This window comes from Nostoc sp. CALU 546, assembly GCF_048836525.1.
Genome location: NZ_JAWJTF010000003.1, coordinates 20,572 through 34,858 on the forward strand (window position 1 = coordinate 20,572; position 14,287 = coordinate 34,858).

Annotated in this window: 13 protein-coding genes; 5 read left to right on the forward strand and 8 right to left on the reverse strand. The window is 39.5% G+C overall.

The window, feature by feature from the left end; translation table 11 throughout:
- Positions 1-228: a hypothetical protein gene (locus RRG12_RS02250; protein WP_420758179.1), complete on the forward strand. Its 228-nt coding sequence runs from the start codon at positions 1-3 to the stop codon at positions 226-228.
- A gap of 324 nt (positions 229-552) precedes the next feature.
- On the opposite strand, the gene RRG12_RS02255 is transcribed toward RRG12_RS02250, so the two are convergent.
- The 5 genes from RRG12_RS02255 to RRG12_RS02275 form a co-directional block, all read right to left on the reverse strand.
- Entirely contained in the window at positions 553-1,434 is an 882-nt protein-coding gene (locus tag RRG12_RS02255) for a DUF4351 domain-containing protein (RefSeq protein ID WP_420758180.1), read from the reverse strand.
- A 412-nt stretch (positions 1,435-1,846) separates the two neighbouring features.
- Complete coding sequence (locus RRG12_RS02260; RefSeq protein WP_420758181.1) at positions 1,847-2,983, reverse strand: ParB/RepB/Spo0J family partition protein; 1,137 nt, start codon at positions 2,981-2,983, stop codon at positions 1,847-1,849.
- A 2-nt stretch (positions 2,984-2,985) separates the two neighbouring features.
- On the reverse strand, positions 2,986-3,798 hold the full coding sequence (locus tag RRG12_RS02265) for a ParA family protein (RefSeq protein ID WP_190937269.1): 813 nt from the start codon (positions 3,796-3,798) through the stop codon (positions 2,986-2,988).
- Positions 3,799-4,446: 648 nt separating this feature from the next.
- Positions 4,447-4,992, reverse strand: coding sequence for a sigma-70 domain-containing protein (locus tag RRG12_RS02270; protein WP_420758182.1), 546 nt, complete (start codon positions 4,990-4,992; stop codon positions 4,447-4,449).
- Positions 4,916-5,398 carry a sigma factor gene (locus tag RRG12_RS02275; protein WP_420758183.1) on the reverse strand — a complete coding sequence of 161 codons (483 nt, stop codon included), beginning with the start codon at positions 5,396-5,398 and terminating at the stop codon, positions 4,916-4,918. Before RRG12_RS02275 ends, RRG12_RS02270 begins: the two co-directional genes overlap by 77 nt.
- Before the next feature lie 379 nt (positions 5,399-5,777).
- Between RRG12_RS02275 and RRG12_RS02280 the strand changes: the two genes are divergently transcribed.
- From RRG12_RS02280 to RRG12_RS02295, 4 genes are all read left to right on the forward strand, one after another.
- Positions 5,778-6,734: a ParM/StbA family protein gene (locus RRG12_RS02280; protein WP_420758184.1), complete on the forward strand. Its 957-nt coding sequence runs from the start codon at positions 5,778-5,780 to the stop codon at positions 6,732-6,734.
- 8 nt (positions 6,735-6,742) lie between these two features.
- A complete protein-coding gene (locus tag RRG12_RS02285) occupies positions 6,743-7,033 on the forward strand; it encodes a hypothetical protein (protein WP_069074899.1) in 291 nt (96 codons plus the stop codon).
- Between the two features lie 841 nt (positions 7,034-7,874).
- Entirely contained in the window at positions 7,875-8,072 is a 198-nt protein-coding gene (locus RRG12_RS02290; RefSeq protein WP_420758185.1) for a DUF2811 domain-containing protein, read from the forward strand.
- Positions 8,073-8,168: 96 nt separating this feature from the next.
- Positions 8,169-8,552: a hypothetical protein gene (locus tag RRG12_RS02295; protein ID WP_069074866.1), complete on the forward strand. Its 384-nt coding sequence runs from the start codon at positions 8,169-8,171 to the stop codon at positions 8,550-8,552.
- Positions 8,553-8,731: 179 nt separating this feature from the next.
- Here the strand turns inward: RRG12_RS02295 and RRG12_RS02300 are convergent, their stop codons facing one another.
- From RRG12_RS02300 to RRG12_RS02310, 3 genes are all read right to left on the reverse strand, one after another.
- A complete protein-coding gene (locus RRG12_RS02300) occupies positions 8,732-9,001 on the reverse strand; it encodes a hypothetical protein (protein ID WP_420758186.1) in 270 nt (89 codons plus the stop codon).
- 517 nt (positions 9,002-9,518) lie between these two features.
- Complete coding sequence (locus RRG12_RS02305; RefSeq protein ID WP_420758187.1) at positions 9,519-10,283, reverse strand: tetratricopeptide repeat protein; 765 nt, start codon at positions 10,281-10,283, stop codon at positions 9,519-9,521.
- Between the two features lie 49 nt (positions 10,284-10,332).
- Positions 10,333-14,127, reverse strand: a complete 3,795-nt coding sequence (locus RRG12_RS02310; RefSeq protein ID WP_420758188.1) for a hypothetical protein — start codon at positions 14,125-14,127, stop codon at positions 10,333-10,335.
- Between the last annotated feature and the right edge of the window lie 160 nt (positions 14,128-14,287).

Here is a 14,287-nt window from a genome sequence, read left to right on the forward strand (position 1 = left end):
GTGTCCAGTCCCCAAGGACAAACCTGGAAAGGGCTGAAACTGAAATTGCAGCAAGGCGTGGACAGTATTGGCTCTTCCTACAGCGAGTTAATCTCCAAGGTAGGTGAGGCTGTCGGCGTTGCTGATGGGGAGCCTTACTGGAATGGGTGTCTGAACCAGTGGCAAGTTTGGGTTAACTTTGGGAGCGAGTGTAGGTCTGTGGTGTGCGATTGGTTGGTGGGGGTGTAGGTAACAGTAGTTCACTGTTCCATCAAAATCGTTACTGTGAGTCGGTTATTTTACAGTTTCCCAGTTTAGAGCAAATAATCTCTATTGCCTTACCCTTGAAAAAAACAATTTTGTGTTCGTTATCTTGTCCGTCGCTTAAAGTGGCAAGTTTTGTTCTGCTCATTTTTTCCATCTCAGAGACAGTATTCTCAAAGAAATACGATTTATGTCCACAGTCGCAATAAAATGATGATGGAAACACTTCTATTGCCATTTTAAAAGCCAAGATAAACACCCCCAAATACTACCATGCTCTATAGAATGGATATCTGGGTCATGTTGTTATCATGCTTGCTGATTCAACCAAACTTCTAAATCCGCCACAACAGAAAAATCTAATAACGCTTCTCCTAGAATAGACAATTGCTCAATAGATAATCCTCGAACTCGTTCAATCAAAGATGCATCAATTTCACCAAGACGACGATTTAGTTGACGTATAATTAAATCCTGTTGTCCTTCTTGTTTGGCTCTTTCACGGTCTTGCTGATAAAGTGGTTCTAATCGCATAATTAACTCCCTGTCATCTGATTCTAAATTTTGATTGACTCTTAAATTCTGGCGCAGGTTGTAAACTAATTCTAGCGTTGCTTGCTTGTATGGGTGATTCAATGGTAAGTTTGATAACTCCACAATTGCCTGTGACTGCACACTCCCTCTGCCAAGAATTCTCAACCACAAGGTTTCCGGTGTTTGTGGTAGTTGATGTATGGCTACAATTGCTGTCCGTAGAGCATCACCTAAAAAGTATACTCCTGGCAACCACCCCGATTTCTGATTAACATTAAAGCTCGATAGTAGTGCTGGGGATGCAGTTGGACTAAGAATCCATAGTTTCGGAATATCTGACTCTTGGAGTCTGGTTTTATTCGCTTTAGCGTCTCGTCGCAAAAGAGCTTTTACTTCTAGTAATTTTTGAATACAATCACAAATTTCATCACCAGAAGCGGCATTGCGAAATGGCTCTAATATTGCTGGAAACTCTGTAAATCTTCCAAGTAACCCTAACAATTCTAAATTAGAGTTCTGCTGTACTGAAGGGGTAAATAATACATCAATTTCTTTGATCTCTCCTGATATTTTTGATGATGACTTTACTTCCCCATAAGGTTTTAGCAGTTCTTCCAGGTAATCTTTGGCAAATTCGTCATGTACAAATCGAGTCATTTAATTGGATTATTAAGAATTAATTGGAAGTGATTAATAATATTTTATCTGTATTTACAACCCATTTTAATCACACCTCAAATTGATGCTGTGAACAGATATTTTGGAGCAGATGTTATCAGATTTAATGAGATAGTATTTTATTTTTACGGCAAATAAGAGTTTCCACTCAATGAACAGAAAATAGTAATAATAATTTTCTTAAATGTCTCAGTCAGATCCAATTATTTCTATCAAGCCTCCTGTTTGTCAGTTAAAAGCCACTTTTGAATGGTTGTGTAGCAATTAAACTGCTTATATTGCAGAATACTTAAAAGTTTATATGAGTTCGGGAATGCTTGGGTAAGTTGAATTGCCATTATGCATATCTCCTTTGACTCCGTATCTTGATTAGATTCTCTTTTCGATTGTTTTAATTTTGTTTCAGTACTTGTTCTATTTCTACTAATTTTTTGCGTAAGACTTCCTGTAAATCTATTAGTTCAGTAGGGTTAGCTTGCTTAAGCGTCTCTAAAGAAAGTTGTTCTAAACGACGAGATACTTGTAACACTACTTTCTCCTTAGTAGTATTTGTTACCTCTGACTGAGAATGAGATGTTATTACCTCTGCTACTAATTTCCGTGTAGCAATAACAGATAATTTCTCTGCTACTACTTTTTGTGTAGTCTTCTCTCTGATTAATTGAGCTTTTTGTTCATTTAATCCCAAATTTTTTGCAGAAAGTTTTTGTAGAGCCATTGCATGAACACCTTTCAGTCCTGCTCTTATGGCAAGTTTTAGGTCTTCTGCTAAAGATAGCATTGGAAAAATATTAGCATCGATAGAAGCAGGATTTAGCTGTAAATCTAACAGTAGACTCAAGATTGCTCGTTCTGAGTCGCTTAAATCTAAAGACTCTAATTCTTTTTCTTGTTTCTTTGCATCTGCTGTTATTAAATCCACCAGCGATGTTATACGCTTTTGACTATTCAAACGTCGAACTACTGTTGAAAGAATACGCGGAATATCTTGAAGTTCTAATCCAGTAATCGTAGACAATTCGCGCGCGATCGCCTCCGCTTTATCCAAAGGATTAAGGTCTTCTCGATGTAGAGAAGTTAGTAATGCTTTACGATGTAAACCAGTTGGTTCTGGAATAATAACTGCTGACAAGGTTTGCCAACCTAAAGCTTTAGCACTGCGCCAGCGTCGCTCTCCGTCAAATATTAATAGATGATTCTCCCTTTGAATCAGAATAACTGGTTGTAACTGTCCATCACTAGTTAAAGAGCGAGACATAGATTCAAGACTTTCAGTTAAAAATGTTTGTCTAGGTTGTTCTATATTTGGCTCTATTTGCTCGATAGGAATTGACAAAATACCTAATTGTGACTGAAGTTGTGTTCGCAACTCTTCCAATTGTCTTTCCAACTCGCCAGAATTTTTGTCACGAAGTTCTTCAATCTCTGCTCTTAATTGCTGTATTTCTTCCTCTGCTTCAGATAATTGCTGAGATTGCTTCGCACCTGAAAAATAATTTGTAAGATTGGGAGTGTTACGAGCGCACATAATTATTTTGTCTTTTTATTTGTCTTAGGTTTTCCAATTAAAGTCACAATATGAGAAGTAGTTTCTTTAAAATCATCTTTAGCAGGATGACTAGGACGGTAAATATGCAATGGTAAACCTTGACCACTGGCATTGACAAATTCTGCGCTATCCCGGATTGCCGGAAATGCTCGAATCTTCATCTGTTGCAACTGTTCAGGCAATCCTGCTAGCATCTGTCTATGAGTACTTCTGCGAACATCATATTGATTGGGAACAAATCCTAAAATTTCTGGAGTTGGGTTTAAACGTAAGTGTTTGCAATGATAGTAGTACCATTCCAATAAATGTGCTGCACCTTGAATTGATTTTGGTTCTAGCTGTACGGGGATAATAATATGTGTACAAGCGGCTAGAGCCATTAAAGGTAAAGGGCCAAGGGTTGCAGGACAATCAAAAATAACTACGTCCTGTGCTAGTGGATAATCTGTTAAACAGTCGGCTAAAAGGTAGGCTCCTCTTTTGTGTAGGACAAGTTCATCTGCTGTTTGGGTCAATACCATTCCCCCTTGACATACGACAACATTATTAGTGTATTGGCTCCAGCAAGGAGTTAATGGCCAAACACCGTCAAATTGATCTTTGAGAACTCCTGCTAAAGTCTGTTCTGGTTCTGGTGGATTCAAACCACAGAATAACGTTAATGAGCCTTGTGGATCTAGGTCTAGTAGGGCTACATTGTACTTGCGTTTAGCTAAGTCGTAAGCTAAATGAACTGAAAGTGTAGTCTTACCACTGCCTCCAGCATTGCTAATTACAGCTAGTCGAATTTGCATGGCTTCGCTTTAAGTGCTATTTCCGAATCATATATTGTGACGCTGAGATCATATATCAATATATGATCCAACTAATTACTTGTCTTTTTTATTGTGTCTTCCATTCAAGATAGTTTATTAAAGAAGGTTTTACGGCAAACATCATGAAATCTAGCAAACTCCACCCAAACAATCAAAGCTCAAACACCCAAGTTCAAAACTAAAACAAACCCCTGATGCTAATCAGTTAGAGGCAGAGCTTCTAAATGTAACTGATGGTCAATAGAGTTGACCCGAAATGTACAGGAGGCGATTAACATTATTCTTCGCAGCAATCGCAGTGCTGCTCATGAGTCAGCACAGTCGCCCAAAGCGCAGCAAGCTTCTAAACACCGTGTTGAAAGCTCAGAATATTTCAAGCGGTTTCAGTATGTGAGATTTCTAAGCTGCAACAAACCAGTGAGGCGGATTATATTTTGAGTACAAGAACTGCAACAGGAATACTTTGCAAATTTATGAGTGAACCTGTAGTTGGAGAATATAATGGGCGACCTTCAATCATCTAGATTAAGCTTAAGTACCCCAACTGTGAGCAAACAGCGATTAGACTACAAGCAAGGGAAGTACTTTCAACAACAGCGATACCTTCACCTTGGACATAAACAGTTTTCAACTAGCCAAATAATCTTTAATTTTGTCTTGCTCACGTCGTAAAGCTTTGATACCCTGCCCATAAGCAGAGCGTACCTTGGAATGACTGAGATTAAGTCTTTGTACAACCTGTTTTGCAGTCAACTTGTCCTCGCCCGACAACCCAAACTGTAACATTAAGACTTGGCGTTGATTTGGTTTCAAGGTAGCTAATAAATCCTGTAAATCTGACCGGAGACATTCTAGAGCAACATACTCTTGTGCGGAGATTCTTTCGTCGGGTAATATCTTTTGCAGTTGGTTTTCTTGCTCCTCTCCAATTCCTAGCTCTAAAGAAACTAACGGACGAAATGCGTTTAGGCATTCGGCAACTTGTTTAGGTGATGCATCAACAGCTTCAGCGATTTCTATAATAGTGGGTGTTCTTCCCAAGGTTTGAAAAAGTTCAACGTGTGCCTTTTTGATTTGCATCAATCTTTTGGTCAGGTCATGGGGTAGGCGAATAGTATGGGATTGTTCTGCAACTGCTCTGGTAATTGCTTGCCGAATCCACGCCTTTTGCATAAGTAGAAAATTTATAGCCCCGATTCGGCTCAAATTTTTCTACCGCTTTTTGTAAACCTATTGCTCCCTCTTGAATCAGATCCAAAAATTCCAGCTTACTCCAACGATATTTTTTAGCGACTGCAACCACTAAACGGAGGTTGGCAGTAATCATTAAATGTTTTGCCAGTTGCCCTTGTTCAAGGATTTGGGTTAATTCTGCTTCTGTTTTATTCACCTCGGCAGAGAGTTCAGACCCATTTAGAGAACGCTTTAGCCGTTGCACAAGAAGATTCTTTTGCTGCTCAAGTGCCAGCATAGACCTTACAAGTCTTGCATAGAAAATTTCTTGTTCAGGTAATAGCCTATCAATGCGACCAATTTCTCGTAGGTAAATTCCAAGTGTATCAGAGCCAAAGCTCGCCATCTTGCGTTGCGTAAAGCTAATTTAGACCTTGACAGTAGAGTATAAATCAAAGAGTTAACAACGATCTAATTTAATTTCTGCTGCGTTGATAAAAAAAATTTCAAAAATTCTTATTGGGGGTTATATGGGGGCTATATATACCCCAACACTAGTTCAAGACTTTGGGGAATTTTTGACCCCTATATAGGGTACATATAGGTGCTAAATGGGGTATATTTGACTAGTCAAAATTTTGTACCCCATTTAGCCCCCAAGAGGTTATGATAAGCTCTTGAGATTAGGAAAGAAGGGGGAAGTTATTTTATTCTTCTTTCTCTTGCCCTTGCAGATCACTTCAACAGATAATTTTCACAAATCAAAGTGTATTACTTTTGTATTTATGTCAAACATTCACACCTTGCAAAAAATTTTTCCTGCGGGTTTCGATAACGGTTACGGAAGCCTTAAACTTTTAGTCGAAGGGTTTGAAGTAGTTCGTGTCCCCAGCTATATAACCAATGCCGAGATGGAAGATGTGCCAGGGCGTGTAGTTTTTAACGGTACTGCTTACACAGTTGGAGAGTCAGCTTACCGGACAGGGAATTATTTTGACCGCAACACAGACAATAATGAAAATAAAGTCAATAATGCGTTGTTGACTTTATTGGGTGCATTGGCACATCTCCCACACCGTAAAGCTTGGCACTTAAAATTAGTCGTCAGCTTACATGATGTTGGTCTGGCTGAAGAATTACAAAAAGTACTCAATGGAGAATATCAGCCAATACTTGCTGGCAAACAATCAGAAGTAAAAGTAGAAGTGCTGAAAGTTGTACTAGAGGGTATGGGTGCATTGTTTGGGCATCCACTACCGAAAAAGCTAACTATTTTAGACTTTGGCAATGGTACGACCCTGTATTCTCGTTACAACCGGGGTCAGCGAGAAGTTCACACTGCCTACCCCATCGGTGTAGAAGTTCTCATCGATGATATCTCCCAAAAAATGAAACATTTAAATGGCGGAAAAATCGGAGATCCTTCCATTATCCGATTTTGTTTGGAAATGGGGCATACCAGATACAGCCGTGACATCGATATCAAAGATATATACAGCGCTTGCTTGAAAGACTGGTATGAAAAATACTTGAAGAAAGTGGTGAATCTCACATTGGATGCCAAGCACCAAGGGGATGAAATCTGGGCGATTGGTGGAGGCTGCCTCTTACCTGGATTTAAGAAGCTGTTGGAGAAAAACGGCTTCAAAATCCTGGACAATCCGGTAGAAGCCAATGTCTTTGGGCTTTTAGAAATGGCAAAAACCATTAGCAGCAAGAATCCTGCAACATCTATTAAGTGAATATAACTATGGCAGATAAAAAAGACTTAGCACCGGAAAAAGTTCGCCTTAAAGATAATTACCGAGAGCGCATATTTGCAGAATCGCAAAAACTAGATAAAAGTTACCTGGACACGCTTTACTTTATAGTTGATTGCTATTTTGTTTTCATCAAGGCTGGATTACCCGCACAACTTTTAGCTTCTACAGCCATTAATACTGAAGATAACCAACTCACCTCTTGGACTCCAACTCCATTTCCAGAGGAGAAAGAAGAAGATTATGGTGGGGAAACATTCAGCCTTGATTTTGATTTGTAACCGTCAAAGGAAGTTGTTAATTACATACGAGGTTAATTCCACCGTGACGCGAAAATAATTTTTCCACTTGAGTCGTCACTGAGCCGAAGATTTGTCTGTAGCATAGGATCTACTGTATTTTCAGCCCCTGACAATCGCAGAGCTTACATTAGAACTTTTTGCAATTCTTATCATTAGCTCTACTTTTTCTAACTGATTCCACAGACTTTCCACAGCTACTTCTACTGTTTTCCACAGTTGTTTGACAAGATAATCAGCTTCTATTCATCCACTGGGGATTTTGTCATGACTGTAGCCATCAGTCTGTCTTACGGAGTTTTTGTTAAGTTGCGTAAACAAAATCTATCTCTAACCCTAGCTTTCACGTAATTATTTATTTTTTCTATATTTATGTTTAATATTTTGCAACATTGACAAACCGAGCCAGTCAGCACACAATAAATCGACTAGCCTTTGCCGTCTATTCCATCTTGAACATCGACTGTATAAAACTATTCAGTTGCTAGCACAGGTGGTTTGACAACTAAAGAATGGGGTGAAACAGGACAACTACTGCATCACCAAGAAGGGTTAAAGGGGAAGGGTAAAGGGGGAAAGGGCAATACACTAATGTTCTTTTCCCCAAAAGCTATTAAGCCCTTATTTTTAAATATGGAGAATAAAAAAAGAAGATTTTTAAAGCATGTAGTGCGATCACTTAGCAGTACGGAGCCGGAGCCGCTCCGCCTCCGATCCATATTTAAAACAAGAGCTTTTAAGTCACTGGTTCCCTTTCCCCTTCCCTTTCTTCATCTCTGGCTTATTGTCCCTATTGATTTGCTTTTTCGGAAACTTTGCTCCCATGAACTCAACCCAAAACATCTTGACTAATCTTCCTGAAACACTACATCAGTCTTTAAACAGCTATCTAAAACAGCATCCTGATTGGGATGAACATCGCCTTATTACCGCAGCTATCTCACTGTTTCTGTTGCAAAATGCTGATGGAGATCGCCGTGTTTCCCAGGTTTATCTAGAAGCTCTGTTTCGCCGAGGCTAATTTACAACATACCTGAATCTGCTATTCCCTAAAAGTCATACTAAACAAAAGCTAAATTAAACGATACACTCAGAAAGATTTCTTGAGTCAGGATTAATGGCAAGCGAATCTGAGACAAAACCTAAAATATCTACTGCTGAATTACTGACACTTCCAGATGAGACACAAACTCAAGGGATCGCTGAATCAGTGGAAAATGCCCTAGATAGTGACGAAATCTTAAATTCACTCAAAACCTTACTTAGCACTTTAGAAAAGCTACAAAAAGTCCGCCTTGAAGCTGGTGATATTAAACTTGTGATTGAGCAGATGCTTGATGGCGAAATCGTCAGAGGTGAAGAAATTGAAAAAGCCAAAACTGGTGCCAGCACGCTTAATCGCCTAGTTCGTGCTTATAGTGACCACCAAGCTGCACTATTTAAATCACAACCTGCTCGTACTTTACTTGATCTTGTACTCAACTCCAATCCAGCTAATTAAAACTCGCTTTCATTTGTTTGTAAAAGATACAATCAAACCATCATTCGCTTTTTTAAACTCGAAAACTGAGTTTTCAATTTAAAAAGCCCTGTAAAAATCCAGGGCTCTGTTTTATATTGCAGTTTATTAAATGCCAGCTTAAAATCTTTGCCAGCGCTTTTTATACACATAATTATCGCTCAATCGCTTGGGTAAAAATAGCGCAGAACTACCCAATTTCTACCCATCTTACCTGGGTATTCCCTTAATAATTTCTTTAGACTTGTACACCCCTTTACCGAGAAATCACTTATCAACAGATTTTGCAGTTGTCTTACAGCTTCAGCCCAACAAGCCCTTATGCCTGCTTTGAATATGCCGTAACGTTTGCAGGCGTTTGTTTCCAGGCTTTTTGTCAAGAATTTACCGCGATCGCACCCTGTAACATCTGCATAACATTCACATTTCATCCTTACCTGATTGGATTTGCCCACAGACCGCAAGCCCCTATTCCTCCGTCACACAGAACGAAAGAGTAGGGGTTTGTTATGCCAAAATGACGTAAACTAGATGTTTCTACGACTTTTTTTTAATAATTTTTCCAGTTCCACCACAAAAGCTACAAGTTTTGTATTGTGGTATAGGAGACGAACCTATTGATTCGGGTTGTTCTATTTTACCTTTGCCAAAACAGTATGTACATTTAATCTCTTGTTTATCCGCCATTAGAAATAACCTCAACTACATAAATTGAGTATTCCCACTTGGAACGTGCGATCGCCCTTTTTTTCATTCCCCATTTCCTGAATACCTTTTTTGTTTTGGCAGCGTGGCAAGAAGGCAATTAGATGAGGCGATTTCATTCGCGGATACGGCAAGCACTAAACAGGCAGACACCAAACTTTCGTGCGATGGCAACGAGAACACCGCAGGCATCGCAAAAAAAATGAAGAAATAATTTAATTTGTAGCCGCTCAACAAAAGTGGCTACTTTTTCGATTTGACTATCCTACTTTCAACTCCAAACAAATCTTTGTAAACTTCATGATCTCGAAAAAGCTCCATAATCAAACTTCGAGTAAAAGCACAGTAAATCATATTCCCTCGCGCTTCATACAAACCAAAAGCTTTAAATAAATCTTTTTTAGCGCCTTCAATATCGCTCAGATGGAATCTGACTATCCCTCGTCCACAGTATGCTTCTGCACAATCAGCATCTAGAGATAATACTTTTTCTAAATCAAAGAGTGATTTTTCTAATTCTCCAGATAAAAAACAAATATTCGCCCTATTTATATAAGCTGATAAACAGTTTGGGTCAAGTAAAATTACTTGATTGTAATCTAAGATAGCTGCTGGGTTGTCACCAGTTAAATTTTTATACGTATCAGCCCGATTTAGATAAGCCTGGACTAATTTGGGATTCAGAGCGATGGCTTTAGTGTAATCTTCAATCACCTGGGGAAATTCTGACTTATGACAGATTTTTGACCGAGCTAATCCTCGATTATTATAAGCTTCAGCAAAATTCGGATTCATTGCTAATGCGTTATCAAAAAGCTGAATCGCATTTTCATATTTTTCGATTTGAAACTGAATTAGTCCTATAGTATTGTGAACTTCAGCAAAATTATGATTAAGTAGTAAAGCTTCTCTAAAACACTCGATAACTGCATCTAAATTACCTGACTTTAGATGTGCTAGACCTTGATTATAAGAAACCTGTGCTTGCTCTAAATTAGCCGTCTCCATAGTGTTATTCTCCTTTTCTATTGCTTAAAAAGGCTATTCTAGGATAAATCTATCTTTGTAAGTCTATTTGTTGTGTTTGAGATTTAGCTAATATTTGATCAATTTGATTATTAGCATCCTCCAAAGTTTGCAATATCTGTGGAGTTAGTTTATTAGTCTGCACTTTGCCAGATTGCAAGTTTAAAATTACCTCTCCATCTTTCTGCGAAATAATTAAATCTCTCTGCTGGGTATTGAAAGCCAAGTCATAAATCTTTCCTTGGAATTGAGTACCATTTTCATTAGACTTACCCCAAACCATGCCAATCCTTTGAGCAATTTGAGTCAGCCGACTGATGGCTTCAAGCTCAAATTTATCTTTCTTCATTACTGTCAACGCTTCGGCTGACAATTGCTCACCAGCTTTAAACCCATTTGCCACTTCTACAATGCGTTTTTTGTAATTCTCCGACTTCCCTAACTTATCTGCGGCATTATACCAACTTCTCAAGTCATCAATAGTGACTGTCGCGGACTTCTCTAGACCTAGATGTTCGGTTTTCACGTTATTACTAATGTCTAGTGTAGAAGGAGTAGTGGAGAGTAATGGAGTTATAGATTGGTTAGGTGGGGATTGTGCTGTTTGTTCTGGTGGTTTCAAAAATTGCGGTCGTGTGGTAAGGGAGTTAACTTTTTGCTGATACTCATGTGTTGATTCAATCACAGCCCCAAATTTCTTGGTCATGCTCTCTAAAGTTTTGGCAGGGATGGAGCTATCAACCAAGTTAAATACCGCTAGACCTTTTTTAGTTTCCCTTATAACATCTTCTGTTGGGGCAAGCGAGAATTTAACATTTTGAGCAGTTAACCATTTTGTCACAGTCTCAGCTTTCTGGTTGTCAACAGCCAAGCCCATGACTCCGAGTTTTTTATTTGATTCTGTCGAAAATAAGAAAGTAGGACGTTCTTTAATTTGATGTAGAATATTCGCACTACTCTCAATCATCTCCTGCTGTTGAGGATTAACTGATTGAGTCCCAAAAGCCTGAAATTCCTTCGTCCACTTTTGGGGATATTCAACGGTATTAGGGTCAATTTGAGCGCAAATAACAGAAAAATTACTTTGAATAATAGCGGGGGCTGGGGTAAGTTGTCCGGTTTTGAGCAATCCAAGCTGTCTGAGCGCGTCTTTGTCTTTCTTAAAATGTAATACCCCCAAGGGTTCACCATTGAGAAATACTGCATCTCTAGTTTTTAAAGGTGGCGTTTCAATAGTCAGTTTTCGGTAATCTCGATCCGAGAATGACTGACCAGAAAAATCATAAAAGTTGATTTTATTGATTTTGAGGAGATTACCATTTGGGGACTCACCCAGCACAAAAGCTTGATCTCCAGCTTCGGAGATAGAAGTAAGTTTTAACTTTAGAGGATTACCATTTTTGAGATAATCAATTTGTTTCAACTGTTGGACAAAATCACTGTCTAACTCACCCAGGGTCAAAGCATCAATTTTGATTTTTACTGTTTTATCAGTCACTGGCACAGTGCCAAATTCTAAGTTTACGGGTTCGGCATTAAAAACAAGTCCTGCATAAGAGAAGTTCTTGAGTTCGCGGATAGTAATTTCAACCGGCTCGTTTCCTGGCTGTCCAATAGTTGCTGATGCTGTGGCTGGTTCTACCCCAACCATACTTGCTTGCGCTTTCGTTCCAATGGGAAGCTGTGCAGTTCTGGTTTCGAGCATGGCGAATTCCTTATATTCGCCGTCACTATCCTGTACAAACAACAGCCTGGAAACGTGGCGCTCATGCCCCGGTGGGTGGTGACTAGCCCTGATTTCTACCGGGTGTTTTTCGGTTGGATTCCAGTCTCGACCCAAAAATTGATTTGCTTCATTATTAAGTGTGACTAACTTCGGTTCGCTAAATTGCAGTTTCTCCAAGCGGGAGATAATCTCATTGGGGAAAGCAGCGAAGGCGAAATTGGAAACTTTTTTAGCGATCACCTGGGGGTTTGCGTTTTCTTTCCTTGCAACTTCGAGTTCATCCTGGCGGGATGCACAGATATTCCAAGCGGCGGCAGCGGATGCAAGTTTTTCTGACTCTGGGATAGAAGCGTAAAATGCGAGAGCCGCCTCTAGTGCCTTGTCGAAAAGTAATTTAGTTTGGCTTCTAGTAAGTTCTGGTTTTAGTTCTAGGAGTTTAGCTCCCTGCATGGTCATCCCCGCCTTGAGGTTATGGTCAGTCACAGATTGTTGGCTAACTGTCCCCAGATTGCGGTAAGCGGGTTTCTTATCCTCCCCAATCTCACCATCTATCTGTGCAACTGCTAATAATTTATGGGGGCGTTCACTGTTTGTGAATTTAATCTCATCTAGGCGAATATTAAGTGTCTGGGCTTTCCAGATTAGGGGATGCCCGTAGCGGGTGAGGTTGGTAATTTCGAGTTGCGTTCCTGAATCTGTTTGAACAACTGCGCTAGGGCCAGACTCTGTTTCTCGCCGCCTTGAGGCACGAACCGCAGCGTTGAATTTCAGATCAAACTCGTACTTGGCGGCGATCGCTGCAAATTTCTGCTGTGGTGTAAATTCTACTCCTTGGAACAAGTCTTTAAACTGGACAATGGGACGCGATTCTAACTGTGATTCTTGGAAATATTTATTAGTTTGGCTAATCAATAATTCTACTGGTGAGTAGCCCTTTGGTATTATACCTGTGTTTAAATAAACTGAACGCGACTTCTTATCTTTAATATAGTTAACATCACGATACAAGTAGCGGTTGTTTTCCCTGATTTTATCCATCTCAGGTTTTTTAGCACTTTTGAATAAATCAACCGCTATTTGGTTTTGATAACATCCTTCTTCAATCATGCTCCGGTACATCAAGCGGTTAACATCCATCGCCTGCTGAATATTTTCTGGGGTTCTTTCAGAATGAGCAAGTTCAACAAACCCTTGCATATAAGGCTTGTATTCTTCTCGAATTAACTTTGGCTCTTTCTGGCGTTCTTGCTCAAACAGGGTTTCGTAATGGTTAGAAACTTGGTCTAGATAACTTGACTGTTGTTCGATAGTTCCGTAAGTTTTAAGTACCTCAATTTCCGATTCTAATGCCTCTAGTGCTGTCACTTGATTGTTGATTATGCCTACGCTGATGCTATCGCTCATGTGGATAGCGATTTTTTCAAATGGGGGCTGGCTTCCATCGCTGGGATCATAAAATGACTGTTTTTTGAGCTTAACTGTGGGGGAATAGGCGTTTTGGGGAAGATTTCTTCGCTCTGCCTCTGCTGTTAAATTAGGATATAAGCTGGCTCGTGCTACACCAATACAATCACCATCGTAGTCTCGTGCTTGGCGTTCTGATTCGGTTTCGAGAGGATTGACTTCGTTGTGTTCAATGCCTTGAGTTTCTAGCACCTCAATCCTAGCAAGTATACGTTTGTGGTCTTCATCGTTGACTACAATTATTCCTTGCAATGGTTCACCGTCTGGAGCTAAACGGTCTAAAACATGTTTATTGGTAGATACACACAACCCATTAGAGTTGAGAAAGGGAGAACGAAAGTTTAATACTTTTTCCTTTTCATCCATCCAAGAGACACAAATTTCACCATTTTTTAGTTCTTTGGATGGGATAATCATTCCTCGATCAAATGTTAAAGTTCTCCCAAGTGCTATATCTCTCCACTCACTTTGGACAAATTTACTCAGTTCTTGCTTGACTTTTTCAGTTTCTAAAAGCTGATTATGTCCCCCAACTAAATCAGCCTTTATGAGTTTATACATTAACAAATCATCTTTTGGAGATTCATTATTTTCATCAGTTGCCTCATATTCTCCATTAGCATCATTCGATGTCACTAGTTCTAATTGTTTAGCTAATGAGCCGTGATAATATAAGCTGAAAGCATTATCAAACAACGCTCTCAGCTTTTTAATGGCATCCTTTTACATCTGCAATTGCTCCCCTTGCACTGAGCGTAGCCTCTCCAAGAGTTGTATTGCGACTGGGCGAAAAAGC